Origin of the sequence: Tardiphaga sp. (assembly GCF_028290495.1) — a bacterium.
In the GTDB taxonomy this organism is placed as follows: domain Bacteria; phylum Pseudomonadota; class Alphaproteobacteria; order Rhizobiales; family Xanthobacteraceae; genus Tardiphaga.
Genome location: NZ_JAQGJT010000015.1, coordinates 14,608 through 35,095 on the forward strand (window position 1 = coordinate 14,608; position 20,488 = coordinate 35,095).

Below are 20,488 nucleotides of genomic sequence, written 5' to 3' on the forward strand. Positions count from 1 at the left end.
AGCGCCACACCTTGATTTGACCAAACGGCCGCCCACTTTGGAGGCACGCCTTGCGCTGAGGCAGTTCATGATAGCGGCAGGAATGTCTGCGGAGTCAACGGCTTGGCAGGATTTTCCGACCGGGATCGCTGCCCATCATGACGCCAGGCGTGCAGCGACAGACCTTTGCGTTGTGCTATACTGCACGACCTAAACAGTGAAATTTGCGAGTCCAGCATGGCCGTGCAGAACGTCAATCCGCAGAATACGAAACTCGTGACGCTGGATCCGATCTGGGATCGCATTCGTGCCGAAGCCGAGGACATCGTCCAGCGCGAGCCGGAACTGTCGTCGTTCGTATTCGCGACGGTGCTCAACCACACCCGCCTCGAAGACGCCGTCGTGCACCGTGTCGCCGAGCGGCTCGATCACTCTGCGCTATCGGGCGACCTGATCCGCCAGACCTATGACGAAGCGCTTCGCGACGAGCCGGATATCGGCAATGCCTTCCGCGCCGATCTGGTCGCCGTGTTCGACCGCGATCCCGCCACCACGCGCTTCATCGATCCGCTGTTGTACTTCAAGGGCTTCCACGCCATTCAGTGCCATCGCCTGGCGCATTGGCTACTGAACAAGGGCCGCAAGGATTTCGCCTGGTACCTGCAGAGCCGGGCCTCCGCGGTATTCCAGACTGACATCAACCCGGCCGCGAAGATCGGCCGCGGCATCTTCCTCGATCACGCCACCGGCTTCGTCGTCGGCGAGACCGCGGTCATCGAGGACGACGTCTCGATCTTGCATGGCGTGACGCTCGGCGGCACCGGCAAGGAAAACGAGGACCGCCATCCGAAGATTCGCCACGGCGTGCTGATCGGCGCCGGCGCCAAGATTCTCGGCAATATCGAAGTCGGCCATTGCGCGCGCATCGCCGCAGGCTCGGTCGTCGTCAAGCCGGTGCCGCATAACGTCACCGTGGCCGGCGTGCCCGCCAAGATCGTAGGCGAGGCCGGCTGTGCGGAGCCGTCGCGCACCATGAACCAGATGCTCAACGCGACCGGGCTTTGAGTTTCGGGCGTTTGAAGACGTTTTAATTCGCGTGGATGATTTCTCGACAAACGGCCTAGCCGCGGGCGTCGTCTCGCATTAAAGCTTCGCCATCCGTTCAACGAACATCAATTGCATTGGAGACACCTGTGGACGTTCAGGAAGTCAGAAAACTCGACGCCTACCTCAAGCGCGTCTTCGGCAACCAGAAGCTCCGCGTCGTGCCGCGGCCCAAGAAGGACGACTCGGCCGAGGTCTATATCGGTGAGGAGTTCATCGGCGTGCTGTTCGTCGATGATGAGGACGACGACCGCTCGTTCCAGTTCCAGATGGCGATCCTCGAAGAAGACCTCGTCGACAACGGCTGAGGTCTTGCGCCGAACACAGAGCAGCGCAAAACGCTGCACTGTGTTCGGAACGCCGCGGTCGCGAGTTACGCTGCGTTGTCGGGGGCGATCAGCCCGGCGGCGGTGGCGAGCCAGACCAGCTGCGCATCGGTGCGCGCGCCGATCTTCGACTTGATTTGATAGTGATAATTCTGGATCGTCTTGCTGCTCAGATTGAGCGAGGTGGCGATCTGCTCCGTGGTCCACCCCGAGGCTACCAGCCGCAAAATCTCCGTTTCACGCGGCCCTAGATCCTCGATCAGCGATCGTTCGCTGCCGAGCCGTTCGGCGGCAATCTCGCGGGCGATGTCTTCGCTCAGCGCACGTCCGCCTTTGGCGACGATGGCAATCGCGTTCACCAGTTCGTGCGGCGCGCTGCTCTTGGTGATGTAGCCGCAAGCGCCGGCCTCGAAGGCCTTCAGTGCAAAAGCTGCGCTGGCGTGCATGGTGAAGACCAGCACGCGCGCCGTGCGATCCCATTGCCGGATGTGCCGGATCGCCTCCAGGCCGCCCGGGCCGGGCAGCGACAGATCCATCACCACCACATCGGCGCGTTCAGTCTGGTACGCGCGATAGGCCGCGGCGGCATCCTCGGCTTCGGCGATGATGCGGAATCCGGCCTGCCGCTCCAGCAGGCGGCGATAGCCCTCGCGCACCACGGGGTGGTCGTCGACCAGCAGGATGCTGACGGCCATCATGCCAATGCCACCGACGGCTGCGGATGTAGCTGCGGCCTCGGCAACGTCAGGGGAATTACTGCGGCGACGCGCACGCCGCGTGCGGCGGCTGCGATCGAGAGGCTGCCGCCCAGCGCGGCGATACGCTCGCGAATGCCGAGGATGCCGTGGCCCGAGGCGGCGCTGATCAACGTGGCGTCGCCGCCGCCGTCATCTTCCACGCTCACGGCAATGGCGTTGTCGCCGGCGTGGTTGCCATGCTCGACGCGGAGATGGACGTGGTGCGGCTGGCCGTGGCGCGCGGCGTTGGTCAGGCATTCCTGCGCGATGCGGTAGATGTTGACCGCGGTTTCGGCCGGTACGCTGGAGAGATCGCCGGCGACATCGAGATGGAACACCGCACGGCGCGTCGTGCTGGCATTCCAGCGCGCGACAAGCTGGATCAGGCTGTCCTGCAGGCCGAGTTCCTCGAGATCCTGCGAACGTAGCCGCGCCAGCGCGCCGCGCAGTGTCGTCATCATCTGCTGCGTGATGCGGGCGATCGCACGGGCGTCCTCGGCAAGATCGGGATGCGTCGGCGCGGCGCCGGCATCGATCGCAGCGGCAAGCGCCGCGGTAGCGGTGAGGCACTGGCCGAACTCATCGTGCAGATCGCGGGCCAGCGCTCGCCGCTCTTCCTCCTGGACCTGAAACAGGCGCTTGGTCAGCGCCAGTCGCTCGGCGGTGGTGGCGGAAAGCCGGCCGGCGAGGTCGTTGACGGCACGCGCAATGTGGCTGAATTCCGTGGTGCCGAAAGCGGGCAGGCGGTGGCGGTGATCACCCTGTTCGAGCCGGCGCAGCCCGCTGACGATGCTGCGGGCCGGCATCAATGCGTGGCCGATCAGCATGGTGGCGAGCAGCCCGATTCCCAGCGCCATCGCGGCGGCGACACTGACCATCACCGTGACCTGGTGCCACGCTTGCCGCACTGCGGCCGAAGGCTCGGGACTCGCTTGCACCGAGCCGGCATTGCGTTGCCGCACGGTCAGTGGTCGCGTCACGCTGGTGTGCGGGCCGAACATCCAGCCGTAGCCGCTGACGAACCAGTCCGGCGCGGGACTCCCAACCCCTTCCGTCTGACTGCAAACCTCACGCGCCGGCTCCGCGCCCAGCGTGAAGCGAATGCAGATCCCCGGGGCGATCGACTTCATGGTGGCGATCGATTCCCAGTCGGGCACCGGCAGCAGTGCACCGCGGTAAGTGCCGTCGCGCCACAGCAGTTCGCGCCAGTACAGGTTCTGCAGCGTTGCTGCGACGCGATCAGCCGAACTGGCGGTGTCGGCTTCGATGCTGCGGTGCGCATCGACCAGCACCCAGCCGACGGTGCAGGCCAGACACAACAGCACCACGCCGATGAGACGAAGGATGAGATGGATCAGCAGACGCATGGCATCATTCCCCCGCGCTGAGAGACCGGCATTTAAAATGAAGCGGCCACGGTCTGGCAAGGGTCTGTGTCATGGTGCGGGCAGGCGTCGGGAAATTTGCCCGGCGCAGAACAGGCCGGTTGCCCTTGGGCGCGCCATCGCAGATGCGGCACAGTCGCGCGAACCGGCGGAGGTCCGGAACATTCAGAGGAGGAGCGTGATGCGAGGTGGTGTCGATCCGGCCGATCGTGCGCCGCTGTTGCACTGGATGATCTTCACCGGGCTCTGCCTGTTTGCCGCCGCGTTGCTCTGGCACTACGGACTGGTGCGGCAGATGCTGGCGTCGGACCGCACCTATATTTCCGCTGTTATCGTGCTGCTGTATATCGGCGCGTCGCTGCATTGCCTGTGGCGCACCATCGTGGTGTCGCGCGAGGCGCAGGCGGCGCGCCGTGCCGCGCAATTGTTCGCCGAGGGCGGCCACAGCGTTGTGGTGGTCGGCGACGCGGTGGCGATCGACGGCGTGCGGACGCTGCCGAAAGGTCTTGTAGCCTCGCATATCCGCGATCTCGCGATGAAATCCGCGCTGCAAGGCGGGCGGCGCCTCGACCAGACGCTGCTGCTGCGTCGTCTCGCCGGAAATCTGCGTGGCTCCAACGGCTTCGGCGGCTTTGCCGGGGACACGCTGATGAAGCTCGGCCTGATCGGCACGATCGTCGGCTTCATCATGATGCTGGCGCCGATCGCCGGCCTCGACACTGGCAATCAGGGCGCGATCAAGGCCTCCATGAACCTGATGAGCGAGGGTATGGCGGTGGCGATGTACACCACGCTCGCCGGGTTGATCGGCTCGATCCTGATCCGCATCCAGTATTACATGCTCGACGATGCGACCTCTCGACTGTTCACCTTTGCTGTCGGTGTGATCGACGTCCACGCGATTTCGTTGCTCGAACGCGAACCGGAGTTGCCCGCGTGATCGATGAGTTCGATTTTGCCACTCATGAACCGCCGTTCGATCCGCTTGGCGTCATGCTGTTCAAGGCGCTGCAGGTGATCGCGTTCCTGTTCTTCATCGCGTTGCTGGCGATTAAAACCAAGGAGGACGAAGGCAAGATCGATCCCAAGCTGGAATTTCTGATCACGGTGAGCTGGCCCGACAAGCACCCTGACGACATCGACATGTTCGTGCAGGACCCGATCGGCAACATGGTCTGGTACCGGCGGCGTGAGGCCGGCTTCATGGTGCTCGACCGCGACGACCGCGGCGGCCTCAATGACTTCATCATGGTCAATGGCCAGAAGGTGCGCTCGCCGATCCGTCAGGAGATTGTCAGCGTCCGCGGTATCGTCGCCGGTGAATACACCGTCAACGTCTATCATTTCGCGGCGCTTACCGGACAACCCGTGCCAGTGACGGTCAAGGTCGAGAAGCTGAACCCGAAGGTGCAGGTGGTGCATTACGACACGATCAATGTCGATCACGGCGGCGCGGAGAAAACCGCGGTGCGCTTCTTCCTGGACAAGACCGGCAACGTTACCGAGGTCAATCACGACCAGACATCGCTCGTGCAGACGCTGAACAAGCGCTTCAAGGAGCGCAAGGCCGGATGAAGCCATGAGCCTGCAAACCAGCATCATCGGTCTGTCGCTCGGCTACGCGCTGCTCGGCCTGTTGCTGTTGCTGGCGGTGGTGCGGACGCGGCTGCCGTGGCCGCTGAAGGCCGGGGCGGTGGTGGTGACCTCCGCGTTTTACGTGCTGGTGTTCTTCCGCACCCAGGGTCTGCTCGGCTGGTCGTCGGACGATTCGTTGCCTGCGAATTTCCAGTTGCTGTGGGTGCGCAGCGTCGAGCCCAACATCGCGCAGGGTGAGCCCGGTGCCATCCATCTGTGGGTCGAGGCGCTCGACGAGGACAATCTGCCGAGCGGCGTGCCGCGCGCCTATCGCCGGCCTTACTCGACCGCGCTGGCGCGCAAGGTGGAGCGCGCGCGCACCGAGATTGCCAGCGGTCATCCGCAAGGCGGTCGCGCCGCGCAACTCGGATCCGGCGATGGCGAGTTGCCGCCGGGCGGCCCGCCCGGCGCGCTGCTGGCCAGCGGCGAGCCCGGCGGCGATCCATCCGGCGGCGGGCTGCTGGACTCCGCCTTCATGCGCGGCGACTCCCAATCGATCAGTTTCGCCCCGATGCCGGTGCCGACCTTACCGGCCAAGGATGTACCGTCGGAGTGACGGCGGCGCGCTGCGCGAAGCCTCGGGCCGTTCGTCAGGACGGGGTGAAAACAGGTGTATTTGTACTTGCCTCGATCTCCCGGCTGCGGAATATCTCCGCGGGGGAAAATTTTAGATGGCTGGCGGCACCGACTTCATAGCCTTGGACGTTGAGACGGCGAACGCTGACGTCGGCAGTATTTGTTCGGTCGGCCTTGCTCATTTCAGGCGGGGTGAGGTTTTCAAATCGCTGACGATTCTGGTCGATCCCGAGGGCCATTTTGAGCCGCGCAACGTCAGCATCCATGGCATCCGTCCGGCGGACGTGGTGGGGAAACCCACGATGGCCAAGGTGTTTCCCGTCATCAGCCAATACCTCAACGATACGATCGTCACGCATCACAGCCCATTTGACAGGAGGGCACTCGCGCGTGCCGCTGTTCGCTATGGCTCGGCCGATCTGGATTGTTTCTGGATCGACACCGTTTCCGTTGCCCGCCGAACGTGGCCCGCCTTCGCAAAAGATGGCGGCTTCGGCCTGGCCAATCTGGCACGTTCGTTCGACATCACATTCAGACATCATGAAGCGGCCGAGGACGCTCGGGCCTCCGGGCTGATCATGCTGCGTGCCCTGGAGGATTCGGGGCTCGATCTGGAAGACTGGCTGCGGCTTCTCGACAAGTCGCCCGAGCCCGCGCTTCCGAAAACGCCGCCACCGCGCAAGAATGAGGCGTTCGCGCGTTACGCGAGGTCCGGACGTGCGGCTGGCCGTCTTGCCGGCGAAACCGTCTTGTTCACCGGCTTTCTGCAGATCAATCGCGCCGAAGCCGTCAATCTCGCGTCAGCGGCGGGCTGCGATGTCGCCGATACCGCCACCAGGAAAGTGACGATCCTGGTGGTGGGAGATCAGGATCTTCGCCTGACGAGGGGCCAGGAGAAGAGCACCAAGCATCGCAAGATTGAAGGGCTGATTGCCAACGGAGCGCGGATCCGGATTGTCGGCGAAGCCGACTTCCTGCTGATGGTCAGTTAGTCGCCCTGCCGGGATAGCAGGACATGCCGGACCTCCTCGATCAGATCCGCCGAAATCCGCAGGGAGATTGGACGATCGGGCATGTGGAGCGAGTTTGCACCGAACGTGGTCTGGTGTGTTCGGCTCCGAAGCGGGGCACGCCGTATCGCTAGCCTCGCGGGCTCACCAGCTGCGCTGTCAGCCTGTCCATGGCTTCGCCGACTTCACGCCATTGCGATAGCCAGGCGCGCGGGAAGCGGAAGCTGAGATCGGCGCCATTGATGCGGCGTTCGCTCAGGCACATGCCGGGCGTCGTGGTGTCCCGCGAGCAGCGCGCGACCAGCGCGGGCTCGTCGCCGACAAACAGGTCTTCATGGCTGTAGGGCGTGGCGTCGCGGAATGGTCGCGTCGTCAGGCCGTCCTGCGCCGCCATCACCTGATCGCTGTAGCGCGGATAGATCGTGCGCAGCCGCGTCTCCGGCGACATCGCGTCGTGATGCGCGGAGATCGACAGGAAGATGCGGTCGATCGGCTGCGGCGTGTCGTCGAACGTTTCGACGCTGATATGGCGCGGCACGTCGGTCGCCTCCAGCGACGGGTAAGCATAGCTGAGATCGATGCGTTCCTGCGGGCCGGAGTGCTTTTGTACCTTTCGGCGGAAGGCGTGGGTCGGCACGTTGAACAGCGCGCCGCCGACACTGACCGGAATCCGGCCGGGGTCTTCCGCGCGGGCGCTCTGCCAGGTCGGCCACAGCAGGTAGCCGACCATCGCGATCGCGCCGAACGCCAGTGAGGCGCCGACGACGATGGGGACCAGATGGCTGCGGGTGTGACGGCGACGGTGCCGGATCGAAGTCTGGGTGGGGAAAATCAGGGACATGCGCACGCGACTGAGGGGGTAGGCGGTGACGCCAATCAATCGCAAAACCCCCAGCACACGGTTAACGCCGTGAAGATTTTGATAGGAAAACGGCGGTGAAGCTATGCGTGCAGCGCAGGCGGGGCGTTAACTATTCGTTAAGTATATGGTGGCGCCACCCGGTGGGTTTTGCGATGGTGCCGTCAGTAACCGCGTGTATGAAAGATCGTCGATGTCGCCGGATTCCCTGAATGCGCTGTTTGAGCTGTGCATTGGTTTTGCTTTGGCAGGCCTGCTGACCAGCGGCTATCAGGCGGTGCTGCAACGCCCCGCCGGGTTCTCGCTGCTGAACCACCGCGCCATGCCGACGGCCTTTGCCGCCGTGCCGTTCCTGGTGTTCGCCGCGCCTTTCATCATCATGCGCAACACGCTGCTCGGCCGCCGCGTCATCCAGCAGCACCGTGTCCAGTTCGTCATGATGGCCACCGTACTCGCCGGCTTCTGGAGCCTGATGTCCGGCACCTTCATCGTGATGTCGCTGCGCGCCACCGGCCTGCTGGCGTAAACGCTGGAATCAATGTCAAAGTCTCCCCATAGGGAGAACAAAAACACATGGCGATCTACGAACTCGACGGGCAGGGTCCCGAACTTCCCGCCGACGGCAATTACTTTATCGCGGACAGTGCGCAGGCGATCGGCAAGATCCGGCTGCTGGATTCCGCGAGCGTCTGGTTCGGCGCGGTGTTGCGCGGCGACAATGAATGGATTGAAATCGGCGAGGGCTCCAATGTGCAGGACAACTGCACCTGCCACACCGACAAGGGTTTCCCGCTCACAATCGGCAAGAACTGTACGATCGGCCACAACGTCATCCTGCATGGCTGCACCATCGAGGATGGCGCGCTGATCGGTATGGGATCGATTGTGATGAACGGCGCACGGATCGGCCGCAACAGCGTGGTCGGCGCGGGCGCGGTGATCACCGAGGGCAAGCAGTTTCCGGAGAATTCGCTGATCATCGGCGCGCCTGCGCGGGTGATTCGCACGCTGGAGCCGGCACAGATCGAGGCGATGAGCGGCGCCGCAAAATTCTATGCCGCCAACGGCCCGCGCTTCAAGAACGGCTTGAAGAAGATCGGGTGACGATGTCGGCGCCTTGCGTAAGGCTTGTACAGTCGATCGCAGAATGAAGAGCATCCGCGAGGGTTGCCAGATGCGCCACACGGCGATGTGATGAGCGGAGCGGTCTCGGCGTACCAACGTCGGGGCCGTTTTCATGTTCTGGCCGCAACTCTGGTACGTCACTTGCTGGATGATGGCCATGAACTTCATCCCCGACACCGCCGCGCTCGACGCGCCGCATCTGACGCTGCTGTTTGTTGGCACGGTGGTCTGCCTGGCAACGGCGCTGGTCTGGATGTTCTGCGAGCTCGAACGCCGTATCGGCAAGAAGCAAGCGCCGACCCCGCTCTCGCGTTACGGTTACCGGCCCGATAGTCGTCGGGATCGCGACAGCTAGTCCCTGGTGCTCCGGCGCAGGCCGACATTCCGGCCGAGCGGACGATCTCGCGTATCCCCAAAAAAGTTGCGGCCAGCTCCGGGGGAAGAGCTGGCCGCGCGCGATCCGGTCGGGGACGGGGAGGGGTGGGGAAGTGACCGGGTCGCGTGTCTCTGAAACCTGTTGTTAGCGGGCGCTGGCCGTGGCCACCGCGGGACGGTTGTCACCGAGCGAGACCCAGACGTTCGGATCGCTCTGCGACTGCCGCTTGACGAAGCGATAGCCGGTCTCGGTCCACGACACGACGTTCTCGTTCTGATTGTCGAGCACGTATTCGCCCTTGTCGGTCTTCACCGTGAGCACCGCGTGGCCGTCGCCCTTCTTGTCACGCACCACGGTGATCAGCAGCGCTTCGCGAGGCCAGCCGGCATCGATAAGCATCTTGCGCTTGAGCAATACGTAGTCCTCGCAATCGCCATAACCATCGGTAGGCAGCGACCACTTCTCGACCACGCCCCAATGATCCATGTCGGTCATCGGCTTGATACTTTCGTTGACCCAACGATTGACGCGCAGCAGATCCTTCCATGCGGTCTGCGTGATGACGATGTCGCGAGCCTGCGTCGCGCCGCCGCGGCAATCATCGGGATTGTCCGCGCAGAATTCGACCCAGCCGATCGGCGAACGCGTGGTGTCACCGAGGCTCGCATAACGTGCGTCGCCGGCCTGCGCCGTCGCCGAAAACCCGAACAGGATGGTTGCGATTGCCAATCCCGCGTAACGCCCCGTGCTACCAAACATTGTGGCCCCCGTTTCTTGTTGGGACCATGTTTTGCACAGAGGATTTTCGGCGCCGCTAAATCGCGGAACTACAATTGAAGCGAATACGCATCAAAGAAATCGAAAATTTGAACTACACTTGAGATAAATTCGATTCAAATTTTAGCTGATCGAATTTGATTCAAATTTTACGCATTAAGCAGGCAAGCGCTGCAAAACGGCGGTTTGTGGCGCGAATGTGGTGCCCCATTAACCGGAAACGGGGCATGCCGAATAGCATGAAGGCGGTATCCGGAACCCGGATACCGCCTTCATGGCGTTGCAAAACTGGAGTGGAGGTCGTTCGGCCGTTTACCGGGCGTTGACGCTGTTTTCGAGCGTCTCTGCAAGCTGCTCGTGGATGAACTCCAGAGCGAAGCCGTCCTCGAGATGACGAACCACGCGGGACTGCACCCGGCCGAGCGACACGTTGCTGTGCAGCGGCGGCCGGCGCTCCGCCGCGATGGCGGCGCCGGACAGCGACAGATCGATGATCCGGCAGGTCATCTGGCTGCCGTCCTCGAGCGTGAGCAGCGAGATCGGGTTGCGCGGCACGATACGGTCGTGGCGGCGGTCTTCGGGCAAATTGAGGATGTCGCGGTTGGCCAGCCAGGTGAGCTGCGCGGCCAGCTTGTCGCGTTTGCGCGGGGTCGCGCCGACGCTCATCGCGAAGCCATTATCGATGATGCGGGTGATTTTGCCTTCGACGCGGCCGATATGGTCGAGATAGGCGATCACCCGGTCGCCGACATCGCCGATGCCGGGGCCAAGCAGCGCCAGGCCGCCCGGCGACATATTGATGACCTGGCAGGGGAATTCGCGCCGGTCCGGCAGCATGTAGCGGCCAAGCAGGTGCACTTTCACGCGCTGAAAGCGGCGCTTTTCTTCTGCCGCGGGCAGAATCGATCGTGTTTGCGCGAACGCCATCAATGCCGTGCCAGTCAGCGGGTATAGGTTGCGGTAACCCTACGGCGCGCAGGGTTAACGGTGCGTTACAACGGTGTCCGGTGGTACAACCAATCGGCGTGATTGTGTCAGGCGACACCGATGCCGATCAGGTCAGGCCTTCGTAGACGATCAGGCCGCGGGCGGCTTTCAGCTTGCGCAGCGCGCGCGGCGCGAAGCGCTGCGGCGGGTGGGCGAGGTAGCGGTACGAAGTCAGGCTGAAATAGCCGAGCCGGCCGCGTGCTTCGCCGAGCGGCGCCAACAGGCCGGTCAGGCTGGTCGGGGTGTGTGCGCGCATGTTGAACGGTAACAGCAGCAGTTCCAGATGCACCTTTTGGCCGTCGTCGGTCGTCGCGGTCACGCCGGCGACGGCCGCCAGCAGTTCCTCGGCGACCACGGTGACGATGTCCTCGATCTCGCGACGGTTCTCCGGCGCAAACAGCATCGGGAAGGCCTGGCCCTTGAGATCGCGGGCGAGCAGGGCGCAGACCCGCGTGCCGGCGACGCGGAACGGGAAGCCGGCTGGCTTGTCATAGGACAGCACGAAGATGTCGCCGAGCAGTTCACGCACCGGGCCGGGCTCGATGTCGCTGCGTTCAGGCGCGCGCGCGTCGCCCCGCTTGCCGTCCCAATAAGCAAAGAACTCTTTGCTGGATGGATGCTTCATTGACGCTCGCCCTGACCCGCAGGTGGTGCTCGTGGGACATCTCTGTCCCGAATCCAGGCACCGCGTGCCCGCTACATCTTCTGCAGATCAGACATTGCAGCGTCTATGCCGAAGCTGCGTTTTCCACGGCGTTAACTTTGTTTCACGTCGTTAACGTTAAATTAAGCATGATGTAGGCGATCGATCCGATAAATGAGTAGTATCGTCTCGTACTACACAACGTCGGCGCTGCTACACGGGCGCGCCGGTTGATACCAGGGTGGCTGCAAAACAGGTTTGGTCATCGCGCGGGGAGGGGTGGGGACGTGGCTTCTCCTTTATCGGAGAGGCACCTGCGGAAAGACCGGTCCAGGAAAGGGAGAGTGTTCTCAGCACTCTCCCTTTTTCTTTGGCTCGCGCTTCAAGTGATAGTTGGCATGCGGAAGCATCCAGGGCGGGCAGGACCGTTGCCGGCCTTCGGGGCAGCGGCGTGTCGCTAGCTGTGTGGCCGGCCCGCCAGGAACCGGAAGCCATCCGGGAAACGTTTTCAGTTCCCTGTGGCGATGCCGAGCTTGCGCCGCCGCCGCAAACCCGCCTATTTGGGCTATCGCTCGCTTGAGCCCGCTGACCAGGCCTTTGACCGTTGGATTCCCAAGTTCCCCCGCGTGAGCCGATCCTGACCCTGCCGGGCGCGCTGACTGCCTATGTCGCGCTTTTGGCGGCGATCCATCTCGGCCGGATGCTGCTGCCGCCGGAACTCGACGACCTCGTCATCGAGTTGTTCGGCTTCATCCCCAAGCGCTACGACCAGACGCTGCTGGCGATGCCGTTTCCGGGCGGCTTCGGCGCCAAGGTCTGGAGCTTCGTCAGCTACTCCCTGCTGCATGCCAACCTCAGCCATATCGGCTTCAATGTGCTGTGGTTGCTGCCGTTCGGCAGCGCGCTGGCACGCCGGTTCGGCGCCATGCGGTTCTTTGTCTTCATGGCGGTAACCGCGGTCGGCGGCGCTGCGGCGCACCTTCTTACCCACGAGCATGAACTGGCGCCGATGATCGGCGCTTCGGCCTCGGTGTCCGGCGCGATGGCGGCGGCGATCCGCTTCGCCTTTGTGCGTGGCAGCTTCCTGTCGTTCAACCGTGGCGATGCTGACGAGGCCGCCCGCGTTCCCGCGCAGCCGCTGCTGCGCGCGCTGCGCGATCCGCGCGTGCTCGGCTTCCTCGGCGTCTGGTTCGCCGTCAACATCATCTTCGGCGTGGGCGCGATTGCGATTGGCGCCGACGGCGCCAGCGTTGCCTGGCAGGCACATATCGGCGGCTTCTTCACCGGGTTGCTGCTGTTCTCGCTGTTCGATCCTATCCCGCGCGCTGGACGCCGCGCCGAGGTTGCGGCGTCCGACACGTCTGACCTGCACTGAGTGTGTACCGCCGCCTTGCGGGGCGGGCGGGATTCATCCACATTATGGATGAGACAGGTGACCGCGGCCGGGGATTTCCCGCCGCCCCCACGACGCTGTTTTTTGACTGCTCAAGAAAGAAAGACGCCCATTTAAGGGCGAATTCGACTTCAGGAGGCGACAATGACGGTACGTGCAATCCTCGATTCCAAGGGCCACCAGATCATCAACGTCGCGCCGACCGATACGCTGTCGGCCGCGGTAAAGCTGCTGTCGGAACGCAAGATTGGCGCGGTGCTGGTGATGACGGGCCATCACTTAGAGGGCATCCTGTCGGAGCGCGACATCGTCCGCGTCATTGGCGAGCGCGGCGCCTCGGTGCTGGATGAGTCGGTGCAGGCGGTAATGACCCGCAAGGTGATCAGCTGCAAGCCGACCGATACCGTCGGCGCCATCATGGAAATGATGACGTCGGGCAAGTTCAGGCATCTGCCGGTGTTCGAAGCCGACAAGATCGTCGGGCTGATCTCGATCGGCGATGTCGTCAAGTGGCGCGTCAAGGAGTTTGAGCACGAGCAGGAAGCGCTGCGCGACTACATCGCAACAGCCTAACTGCCGCTCACTCCTGCGGCACAGCCGGTTTCTGCGCGACGACCGGCGCGGGCGAGCGGGCGGCTTCGGGCGCCAGGATCTCGATCGCTTCATGGATCGATTCAATGGCACGCTCGGCGGCGCGTGCGCCATGCGCGATCATCTCGTCGGCGCGGTGGAAATCGAACCAGCCGATATGGCCGATCCGCGGCGCGATCAGCATGTCCGGCGGATCGCCGGCGAGGCGGGCGCGGGTGATGCGGTCCTGCATGATGTTGAAGGCATCGACCATGACGGTGGAAATGCCCGGCCGGCCACCGCCGCCGAAGAACTCCCGTTTCATGGTGCGCTCGGCCGAGAAGAACTTGCTGAAGCCGCGCTTTTGCGGCGCTTCGACCTCGACCACCGGCTCGACCACATCCGGGCCGGTGCCGTGATCGAAAATCGTCGTCGAATGACCGAACACGTCATTGCTGAGATTGACGGCGATGACGATTTCCGCGCCTAAAGCCCGCGCGGTCGATACTGGAACCGGGTTGACCAGCGCACCGTCGACCAGCCAGCGGTCACCGACCAGCACCGGTGAGAAGATGCCGGGCAGCGCGTAGGACGCCCGCATCGCGTCGACGAGGCGGCCATGGGTCAGCCAGATCTCGTGGCCGGTGCGAACCTCGGTGGCGACGCTGGCGAATTTCAGCGGCAGGTCCTCGATTGTCGTCTGGCCCAGGGAGGCCTCGAGCTGCGCAGCCAGCTTGGTGCCGCCGATCAGGCCGGAACCGTTGAGGCGGATGTCGAGATAACTGAGGATATTGCGCGGCTGCAGGCCGCGTGCCCATTCTTCCAGCGTGTCGAGGTGGCCCGCGGCATAGGAGCCGCCGACCACGGCACCGATCGAGGTGCCGACCACCACATGGGGCGCGATGCCGTGGGAAAGCAGGGTGCGCAGTACGCCGATATGCGCAAAGCCGCGCGCCGCGCCGCCACCCAGCGCCAGCCCGATCACCGGGCGGCGAACGCTGCCCAAGCCCGGCTTGTCGCGGCCATTTGCGCCGTTTTGGCTGCGCCCCATCAGATTCTCCAGCACCAAATACTCCGAGTCGGCTGCGTCAGGACGACAGCCGTTTATTTATTCACGCCGGCCGTATCATGCCAGACGGTATCGCATTCATGACTTATGCCGACTACGATGGCGTTAGGCAGTAAATACGACGGCATGGCGACAAGCTGGCAGGCATTTGAAGATGGCCGTTCCGCTCGCGGCATTGTGTAGGAAAAGCGACGCAGGCTTGAATTTGCCGCGTTTTCAGTGAAAAGCATGGCGATGACTGCACGGGGCCAGGAGTTGGTGAGCAAAGACTTGAAGACTGCGAGGGGCGGACGCCTGGCGTGCGCGCTGGCGCTGGCTTTGCTGTCGGCATTTCCCGCCCAGCCGAGCTTTGCCCAGTTTCCCGGCGACCGTCCGCCGCCGGTGCCGCCGGGCTCGATTCCCGACGTCCCGTCGGGTCCCGCCATCAGCCTTGCACCGCCCTCGGGGCCGGCTTCCGCGCCATTGCTGCCGGCGCCGCTGACGCAGCCGCCGGTCGCCGCGGTGACGCCGCCCGTGACGTCGCCATTGCCCCCCAACCCGGCGACGCCGGGGCAGGGCGTGCTGGCGCTGACGGCGCGTTATGGCAAGGACATGCCGGTGATCGGCAACGGGCTGGTGTGGCGGGTCTATTCCGACCGGCCGGATGAAACCGGGGCCTTCAAGCTGATCCGCGAGGACCGAGGTGCGACCCCGAACATCGTGCTGCCGCCCGGCAGCTACGTCGTCCATGTCGCGATGGGGCTGGTCAGCGCCGTTCGCCCGGTGACCGTCAAGTCCGACACCGACCGCGAATCCTTCGTGCTGCCGGCTGGCGGGTTGCGCATCGAGGGCCGGGTCGGCTCCTCCAAGATCCCGCAGAACCAGATCTCGTTCAGCATCTACAAGGGCAGCCAGTTCGAGACCGGCGAGCGCGCGCCCTTGCTACCAAGCGTTCCCGCAGGCGACGTCGTGCTGCTGCAGGAAGGCACCTACTACATCGTCTCGAACTACGGCGACGCCAACTCGACGGTGCGCTCCGACATTCGCGTGCAGGCGAGCAAGCTGACTGATGTCATCATCACGCATCGTGCTGCAGTGATCACGTTGAAGCTGGCCAGCGACAAGGGCGGCGAGGCGCTGGCCAACACCGCATGGTCGGTGATCACGCCGGCCGGCGACGTCATCAAGGAATCGATCGGCGCCTTCCCGCGTGTGGTTCTGTCGGAAGGCGAGTACCGCGCCATCGCCAAGAACGAAGGCAAGGTGTTCGAGCGCGCGTTCAACGTCGTCAATGGCGTCGATGGCGAGATCGAAGTCGTCGCGCGCTAGTCGCGACAATTCTCCTCGAATGCAATGGCGTGTCACGCCACTGTCATGGTTATGAATTCGCCCTAACCATCGCGCGACTTTAAAAATTCATACTGGCCGCTTTTGTCGCCGCGCGGCCAAACGTTTACATCGCCTTAAGTCTCTGGGCCCGAAGTCCGACTGCAAGTGTTACCATTCGGGAAGGGACGACGTGACTGCCGCCAGACAATTATCCGGACAACCGGACAGCAAGGTGCTCGGTGACATCCCGGTTCTGCAGCGCAAGTGGCACGCCGCACTTCGCCCGGGCCAGACCTTGCCCGGCTATGAAGAGGTGATGCTCGGCAGTCTCGGCCGGCTCGCGGATCACATCGTGCTGCTGGCGGGCGATGGCGATTCGCTCAAGGTATCGCGTAGCGGCCGCTATGTGCAGCAGTGGCTCGGCGACGAACGCTGGGACGTCGCACTGGAAACGCTGTCGCCGGATTGTGCCATGGCGCTGTCGGAAGCCGCCGGCTCCGCGCTGCAGACCGGCCGGCCGCATATCTCCCATGTGCATTGCGTGCGCGACGGGCTGGTGCAGACCTATGAGATCCTGGCACTGCCGACCGCGTCTCGTTGGGGCAGCACGCTGGTCGGCGTCTACGTCAACGAGCAGGGCCCGCGCTACAATCTGGTTGATGCGATTTTTTCGGCGACCAACGAAGGCATCGTGACACTGGCGGCGATCCGCGATTCCGCGGGACAGCCGTTCGATTTCCAGATCGTGCATCTCAACGAAGGTGCGGCGCGGCTGCTCAAGGCGCCCTCAACCGGGCTGCAATGGCGCAGGCTCAGTGCCGGCGGCCATGCGCTGTGTCTCCCGGATGTGCAGCAATGGCTGCTGTCGATGATTTCGCGCGGCGCCAGCGACCAGTACGAGATCGACAGCGGCGACCGTAGCCTGCAACTCAGTGCCACCGCCTTTGGAGATCTGGTGTCGTTGACGGTTTCCGACGTCACCGACATCAAGCGTCGCGAGGAATCCTTCCGGCTGTTGTTCGACAGCAATCCGATGCCGATGTGGGTGTTCGACGCCGAGACAATGACTTTCCTCGGCGTCAACGACGCCGCGGTCGTGCACTACGGCTACGACCGCGCAACCTTCCTGCGCATGCAGTTGACGCAGATCTGGCCACGCGACGAATGGGATATTCACAGCAACGCGTTGAAGCAGCTTGGCGACAGCTATCAGTCCGATCGCAACTGGCGGCATGTGAAGGCGGACGGCAACGAAATCGAGGTGCTGACCTATGGACGACGCGTGACCTTCGAGGGGCGCGACGGCTTCCTCGTCGCCATCGTTGATATCACCGAGCGCCGCAGGGCCGAGGCGCGGGTCGCGCACATGGCGCACCATGACGCGCTGACCGAACTGCCGAACCGCGTTTTCTATCAGGAACGTCTGAGCCAGGCGCTCGACCTCAACGATTCCAGCCGACATATCGCGGTATTGTGCATCGATCTCGATTTGTTCAAGAACGTCAACGACTCCTTCGGCCACCCGATGGGCGATCGGCTGCTGAAGATGGTCGCCGGCCGGATGCGCGCCGAGGTGCGCGGCAACAATCTGGTGGCTCGGCTCGGCGGCGACGAATTCGCCGTCGTGCTGGCGGCGGACGTCTCGCCGAACGAGACCAATGATTTCGCGGCGCGCCTGATCGATATTCTCAGTGTGCCCTACGATATGGACGGCATCGAGGTGGTGATCGGCGCCAGCATCGGCATCGCCATGTCGCCTGGCGATGGCGACAGCAGCGAGGAACTGATGCGTAACGCCGATATGGCGTTGTACCGCGCCAAATCAGAAGGCGGCGGCGTGCATCGTTTCTTCGAGCGCGAGATGGACCGCCAGGCGCAGAAGCGGCGCGACATGGAGATGGACCTGCGCCGCGCCTTTGCCAACGGCGAATTCGAGCTGCATTATCAGCCGCTGGTCGATCTGGCCGCCGACCGTATCACCGGCTTCGAGGCGTTGCTGCGCTGGCGGCATCCCGACAAGGGCATGATCTCGCCCGCCGATTTCATCCCCGTCGCCGAGGACATCGGTCTGATCGTCACGCTGGGCGAATGGGTGTTGCGAAAGGCCTGCGCAGAGGCGGTGAAGTGGCCGGATGATATCAAGATCGCCGTCAACCTGTCGCCGGTTCAGTTTCGCAACCGCAATCTGGTGCAAGTGGTGGTCGCCGCTCTGGCCTATTCCGGACTGTCGCCGTTGCGGCTGGAGCTGGAGATCACCGAATCGCTGTTCTTGGCCGAGACCGAATCCAATATCGCGGTACTGCATCAGCTGCGCGCGCTCGGCGTCCGTATCTCGATGGACGATTTCGGCACCGGCTATTCCAGCCTCAGCTATCTCCGCAGCTTTCCGTTCGACAAGATCAAGATCGACCGTTCCTTCGTCAAGGATCTGGTCGGACGTCCCGATTGCGTCGCCATCGTGCGCGCGATCTCCGGCCTCGGCCGCAGCCTGAACATCACCACGACCGCGGAGGGCGTGGAGACGATCGATCAGCTCGACTGGCTGCGCGCCGAGGGCTGCAACGAGGTGCAGGGCTTTCTGTTCAGCGCCGCGCGGCCGGCATCCGAGGTCGAGGAACTGCTGCGCAAGTTCGGCGCGCGGGCGTCGCAGGCGGCGTAGTGCAACAGGCTGTCATTCAGGGGCGTGAGCGCGGAGCGCGAGCGAACCCGGAACCCCGATATGTCAAGGCATCTCTGGATTCCGGGTTCGCTCGCAGCTGTCGCTGCTCTCGCCCCTGAATGACAATCAGAACCGCGTCACCAGCTAGGCGAGCGCGGGGCGAGGGCGGTCCCTCGCTCGCTTTGGTCGGCGTGCCGATATGGATGAAGCCGGCGATCTTCTCATTTGCGGCGAGGCCGAGGCCGTCCATCACGTCGCGGTCGAAGGCGTGCCAGCCGGTCAGCCACTTGGCGCAAGTTGTTTTATTTCGCGAACTTCTTCGCGCCGGCGACGCAGGCCACCACCGCGAGCGTCACAACAATCATCATGGGACTGACCTGTTCATGCAACAGCGTTGCAGCGAGGACGAGGCTGAAGAAGGGTTGCAACAATTGCAACTGTCCGACGGTGGCTATGCCACCCAGCGCCAGTCCGCGATACCAGAACACAAACCCGATCAGCATGCTGAATAGTGAAACATAAGCCAGACCGATCCAGGCGTTTTGACCGACCCCTGTGAACGAGGCCGGCTGCATCCAGAACGTGAGCGTCACGGTGACGGGGAGCGACAGAACCAGCGCCCATGAAATGACTTGCCAGCCGCCCAGCGTGCGCGACAGCTTGGCCCCTTCGGCATAGCCGAGGCCGCAAACGATAACAGCTGCCATCATCAGCAGATCACCCGCGGATACCGCTGCAATGCCCTGAGACAGGGCGTATCCGGCAACCAGCGCACTGCCGATACACGAAAAAAGCCAGAACGCGGCACCGGGACGCTCTCCACCGCGTATCACGCCAAAAATCGCCGTCGCCAGCGGTAACAGCCCGATGAACACAACAGAACGGGCCGAGGTGATGTGTTCCAGTGCCAGCGCGGTCAGGAGTGGAAAACCGATGACGACCCCGAACGAGACGATGACTAGCGAGGTGAGATCGCCAGGCGCCGGACGCTTCTCGCGAAACATCAGCAGCAAGGCCAAACCAATAACCCCGGCAATAACGGCGCGTGCGACGGTCAGGAATACCGGATCAAAATCCATGACGGCCACCCGCGTCGCCGGTAGCGAGCCGCTGAAAATCAGCATGCCCAGAAAGCCGTGGATCCAGCCGCGCGTCGCCTTGTCCATATCAGTCTCCAATATGCCTGCTCTAGATCAGACGAGGGGAAAACCGCTGGCCGCGGCAGGCGAGCGGTCGAGGTTCGTTCGCATGCACTGGTTGTCACAAAGATGTTGTGTCGTCATCGCAGTTCACAACGCGCCCTGATCATCCGGCGAATTTGAGCCGTTTGAGATCGCGCAACGGCTGGCGGATTTCGGCCACAAGGCTATTGAGGAAGCCGCGTGAGTCAGAACCGCGTCACGAGCTCGGCGAGCGCCGGGCGCGGGCGGTCGTCGTTCGGCTTGGTCGGCTTGCCGATGTGGATGAAGCCGGCGATCTTCTCGTTGGCGGCAAGCCCGAAACCGTCCAGCACGCCCCGGTCGAACGCGTACCAGCCGGTCAGCCAGTTGGCGCCGTAGCCGAGCGCGGTGGCGGCGCTGACGATGTTCATGCAGCTCGCGCCGGCGGACAGTTCCTGCTCCCACGGCGGCACCTTGGGATGCGGCTTGATCGTGCTGACCACGCCGATCACCAGCGGCGCTTCCATCAGCCGGGCCTTTTCGGCCTCGATATCCGCGGCCGGCGCATCCGGATTGTTGTGCGCGTACACCGCGGCGATGACCTCGCCGGCGCGCAGTCGGGCGTCGCCCTCGAACACGATGAAACGCCATGGCGCCAGTTTGCCGTGATCCGGCACCCGCGCGCCGATCGTCAGGATGGTGTCGAGCTCGGCAGGCGAGGGGCCGGGGCCGCTCATCTCGCGCGGCTTGACGGAACGGCGGGTCTTCAGGAATTCGATGGTGTCGGTCACGGCGATCTCTTCGGCAATG

At 63.6% G+C, this 20,488-nt stretch carries 22 protein-coding genes and 1 pseudogene; 13 read left to right on the top strand and 10 right to left on the bottom strand.

The annotated features are described in order from the left end of the window. Positions 1-216: 216 nt before the first annotated feature. Positions 217-1,044 (top strand): serine O-acetyltransferase, encoded by an 828-nt coding sequence (gene cysE / locus JWQ24_RS01465; protein WP_299803463.1) that lies wholly within the window; start codon positions 217-219, stop codon positions 1,042-1,044. Between the two features lie 128 nt (positions 1,045-1,172). Then, complete coding sequence (locus JWQ24_RS01470; protein ID WP_068736180.1) at positions 1,173-1,391, top strand: DUF3126 family protein; 219 nt, start codon at positions 1,173-1,175, stop codon at positions 1,389-1,391. Between the two features lie 65 nt (positions 1,392-1,456). On the opposite strand, the gene JWQ24_RS01475 is transcribed toward JWQ24_RS01470, so the two are convergent. After that, the gene (locus JWQ24_RS01475; protein ID WP_299803466.1) at positions 1,457-2,107 is read right to left on the bottom strand and encodes a response regulator transcription factor; all 651 of its coding nucleotides are present in this window, start codon (positions 2,105-2,107) and stop codon (positions 1,457-1,459) included. Continuing rightward, a complete protein-coding gene (locus JWQ24_RS01480; protein ID WP_299803468.1) occupies positions 2,104-3,513 on the bottom strand; it encodes a histidine kinase in 1,410 nt (469 codons plus the stop codon). The genes JWQ24_RS01475 and JWQ24_RS01480 overlap by 4 nt, the downstream gene beginning before the upstream one ends. Before the next feature lie 199 nt (positions 3,514-3,712). Here JWQ24_RS01480 and JWQ24_RS01485 point away from each other — a divergent pair, with 199 nt between their 5' ends. From JWQ24_RS01485 to JWQ24_RS01500, 4 genes are all read left to right on the top strand, one after another. Next, on the top strand, positions 3,713-4,471 hold the full coding sequence (locus tag JWQ24_RS01485) for a MotA/TolQ/ExbB proton channel family protein (protein ID WP_299803471.1): 759 nt from the start codon (positions 3,713-3,715) through the stop codon (positions 4,469-4,471). Continuing rightward, the gene (locus JWQ24_RS01490; protein ID WP_299803474.1) at positions 4,468-5,106 is read left to right on the top strand and encodes a hypothetical protein; all 639 of its coding nucleotides are present in this window, start codon (positions 4,468-4,470) and stop codon (positions 5,104-5,106) included. Before JWQ24_RS01485 ends, JWQ24_RS01490 begins: the two co-directional genes overlap by 4 nt. A 4-nt stretch (positions 5,107-5,110) precedes the next feature. Continuing rightward, complete coding sequence (locus tag JWQ24_RS01495) at positions 5,111-5,722, top strand: hypothetical protein (RefSeq protein WP_299803477.1); 612 nt, start codon at positions 5,111-5,113, stop codon at positions 5,720-5,722. 115 nt (positions 5,723-5,837) lie between these two features. After that, entirely contained in the window at positions 5,838-6,734 is an 897-nt protein-coding gene (locus JWQ24_RS01500; protein ID WP_299803479.1) for an exonuclease domain-containing protein, read from the top strand. A gap of 148 nt (positions 6,735-6,882) precedes the next feature. Here the strand turns inward: JWQ24_RS01500 and JWQ24_RS01505 are convergent, their stop codons facing one another. Further along, entirely contained in the window at positions 6,883-7,593 is a 711-nt protein-coding gene (locus tag JWQ24_RS01505) for a hypothetical protein (RefSeq protein WP_299803481.1), read from the bottom strand. A gap of 211 nt (positions 7,594-7,804) precedes the next feature. Between JWQ24_RS01505 and JWQ24_RS01510 the strand changes: the two genes are divergently transcribed. From JWQ24_RS01510 to JWQ24_RS01520, 3 genes are all read left to right on the top strand, one after another. After that, positions 7,805-8,137 carry a hypothetical protein gene (locus JWQ24_RS01510; protein WP_299803484.1) on the top strand — a complete coding sequence of 111 codons (333 nt, stop codon included), beginning with the start codon at positions 7,805-7,807 and terminating at the stop codon, positions 8,135-8,137. A gap of 47 nt (positions 8,138-8,184) precedes the next feature. After that, complete coding sequence (locus JWQ24_RS01515) at positions 8,185-8,715, top strand: gamma carbonic anhydrase family protein (RefSeq protein WP_299803487.1); 531 nt, start codon at positions 8,185-8,187, stop codon at positions 8,713-8,715. Positions 8,716-8,848: 133 nt separating this feature from the next. Next, positions 8,849-9,091: a hypothetical protein gene (locus tag JWQ24_RS01520; RefSeq protein WP_299803490.1), complete on the top strand. Its 243-nt coding sequence runs from the start codon at positions 8,849-8,851 to the stop codon at positions 9,089-9,091. Between the two features lie 165 nt (positions 9,092-9,256). On the opposite strand, the gene JWQ24_RS01525 is transcribed toward JWQ24_RS01520, so the two are convergent. The 3 genes from JWQ24_RS01525 to JWQ24_RS01535 form a co-directional block, all read right to left on the bottom strand. Continuing rightward, complete coding sequence (locus JWQ24_RS01525; protein WP_299803492.1) at positions 9,257-9,871, bottom strand: transglutaminase-like cysteine peptidase; 615 nt, start codon at positions 9,869-9,871, stop codon at positions 9,257-9,259. 330 nt (positions 9,872-10,201) lie between these two features. Then, positions 10,202-10,816, bottom strand: a complete 615-nt coding sequence (locus JWQ24_RS01530) for a PilZ domain-containing protein (protein ID WP_299803494.1) — start codon at positions 10,814-10,816, stop codon at positions 10,202-10,204. Positions 10,817-10,943: 127 nt separating this feature from the next. Continuing rightward, positions 10,944-11,501, bottom strand: coding sequence for a PAS domain-containing protein (locus JWQ24_RS01535; protein ID WP_299803497.1), 558 nt, complete (start codon positions 11,499-11,501; stop codon positions 10,944-10,946). Between the two features lie 622 nt (positions 11,502-12,123). Between JWQ24_RS01535 and JWQ24_RS01540 the strand changes: the two genes are divergently transcribed. Both JWQ24_RS01540 and JWQ24_RS01545 read left to right on the top strand, forming a co-directional pair. Beyond that, complete coding sequence (locus tag JWQ24_RS01540; RefSeq protein ID WP_299803499.1) at positions 12,124-12,894, top strand: rhomboid family intramembrane serine protease; 771 nt, start codon at positions 12,124-12,126, stop codon at positions 12,892-12,894. A 162-nt stretch (positions 12,895-13,056) separates the two neighbouring features. Beyond that, complete coding sequence (locus JWQ24_RS01545; RefSeq protein ID WP_299803501.1) at positions 13,057-13,485, top strand: CBS domain-containing protein; 429 nt, start codon at positions 13,057-13,059, stop codon at positions 13,483-13,485. Positions 13,486-13,492: 7 nt separating this feature from the next. Here the strand turns inward: JWQ24_RS01545 and JWQ24_RS01550 are convergent, their stop codons facing one another. Further along, positions 13,493-14,548, bottom strand: a complete 1,056-nt coding sequence (locus JWQ24_RS01550; protein WP_299803503.1) for a patatin-like phospholipase family protein — start codon at positions 14,546-14,548, stop codon at positions 13,493-13,495. Between the two features lie 237 nt (positions 14,549-14,785). Here JWQ24_RS01550 and JWQ24_RS01555 point away from each other — a divergent pair, with 237 nt between their 5' ends. Both JWQ24_RS01555 and JWQ24_RS01560 read left to right on the top strand, forming a co-directional pair. Next, positions 14,786-15,859: a hypothetical protein gene (locus JWQ24_RS01555; RefSeq protein WP_299803505.1), complete on the top strand. Its 1,074-nt coding sequence runs from the start codon at positions 14,786-14,788 to the stop codon at positions 15,857-15,859. Between the two features lie 190 nt (positions 15,860-16,049). Then, the gene (locus JWQ24_RS01560) at positions 16,050-18,518 is read left to right on the top strand and encodes an EAL domain-containing protein (protein WP_299803507.1); all 2,469 of its coding nucleotides are present in this window, start codon (positions 16,050-16,052) and stop codon (positions 18,516-18,518) included. Positions 18,519-18,662: 144 nt separating this feature from the next. Here the strand turns inward: JWQ24_RS01560 and JWQ24_RS01565 are convergent. The 3 genes and pseudogenes from JWQ24_RS01565 to JWQ24_RS01575 all read right to left on the bottom strand — a co-directional run. Further along, positions 18,663-18,810: pseudogene (locus JWQ24_RS01565) on the bottom strand (nitroreductase); the annotation flags it as partial. A 10-nt stretch (positions 18,811-18,820) separates the two neighbouring features. Then, positions 18,821-19,684, bottom strand: a complete 864-nt coding sequence (locus tag JWQ24_RS01570) for a DMT family transporter (RefSeq protein ID WP_299803509.1) — start codon at positions 19,682-19,684, stop codon at positions 18,821-18,823. 221 nt (positions 19,685-19,905) lie between these two features. After that, entirely contained in the window at positions 19,906-20,469 is a 564-nt protein-coding gene (locus JWQ24_RS01575; RefSeq protein ID WP_299803511.1) for a nitroreductase, read from the bottom strand. Positions 20,470-20,488 lie beyond the last annotated feature (19 nt).

What these genes read in the sequence shown, in the direction of transcription:
- cysE (WP_299803463.1), top strand. Translation starts at nt 217, where the DNA reads ATGGCCGTGCAGAACGTCAATCCGCAGAATACGAAACTCGTGACGCTG.
- JWQ24_RS01475 (WP_299803466.1), bottom strand. Translation starts at nt 2,107, where the DNA reads ATGATGGCCGTCAGCATCCTGCTGGTCGACGACCACCCCGTGGTGCGC.
- JWQ24_RS01480 (WP_299803468.1), bottom strand. Translation starts at nt 3,513, where the DNA reads ATGCGTCTGCTGATCCATCTCATCCTTCGTCTCATCGGCGTGGTGCTG.
- JWQ24_RS01485 (WP_299803471.1), top strand. Translation starts at nt 3,713, where the DNA reads ATGCGAGGTGGTGTCGATCCGGCCGATCGTGCGCCGCTGTTGCACTGG.
- JWQ24_RS01495 (WP_299803477.1), top strand. Translation starts at nt 5,111, where the DNA reads ATGAGCCTGCAAACCAGCATCATCGGTCTGTCGCTCGGCTACGCGCTG.
- JWQ24_RS01500 (WP_299803479.1), top strand. Translation starts at nt 5,838, where the DNA reads ATGGCTGGCGGCACCGACTTCATAGCCTTGGACGTTGAGACGGCGAAC.
- JWQ24_RS01505 (WP_299803481.1), bottom strand. Translation starts at nt 7,593, where the DNA reads ATGTCCCTGATTTTCCCCACCCAGACTTCGATCCGGCACCGTCGCCGT.
- JWQ24_RS01510 (WP_299803484.1), top strand. Translation starts at nt 7,805, where the DNA reads ATGTCGCCGGATTCCCTGAATGCGCTGTTTGAGCTGTGCATTGGTTTT.
- JWQ24_RS01515 (WP_299803487.1), top strand. Translation starts at nt 8,185, where the DNA reads ATGGCGATCTACGAACTCGACGGGCAGGGTCCCGAACTTCCCGCCGAC.
- JWQ24_RS01520 (WP_299803490.1), top strand. Translation starts at nt 8,849, where the DNA reads ATGTTCTGGCCGCAACTCTGGTACGTCACTTGCTGGATGATGGCCATG.
- JWQ24_RS01525 (WP_299803492.1), bottom strand. Translation starts at nt 9,871, where the DNA reads ATGTTTGGTAGCACGGGGCGTTACGCGGGATTGGCAATCGCAACCATC.
- JWQ24_RS01530 (WP_299803494.1), bottom strand. Translation starts at nt 10,816, where the DNA reads ATGGCGTTCGCGCAAACACGATCGATTCTGCCCGCGGCAGAAGAAAAG.
- JWQ24_RS01535 (WP_299803497.1), bottom strand. Translation starts at nt 11,501, where the DNA reads ATGAAGCATCCATCCAGCAAAGAGTTCTTTGCTTATTGGGACGGCAAG.
- JWQ24_RS01545 (WP_299803501.1), top strand. Translation starts at nt 13,057, where the DNA reads ATGACGGTACGTGCAATCCTCGATTCCAAGGGCCACCAGATCATCAAC.
- JWQ24_RS01555 (WP_299803505.1), top strand. Translation starts at nt 14,786, where the DNA reads ATGACTGCACGGGGCCAGGAGTTGGTGAGCAAAGACTTGAAGACTGCG.
- JWQ24_RS01570 (WP_299803509.1), bottom strand. Translation starts at nt 19,684, where the DNA reads ATGGACAAGGCGACGCGCGGCTGGATCCACGGCTTTCTGGGCATGCTG.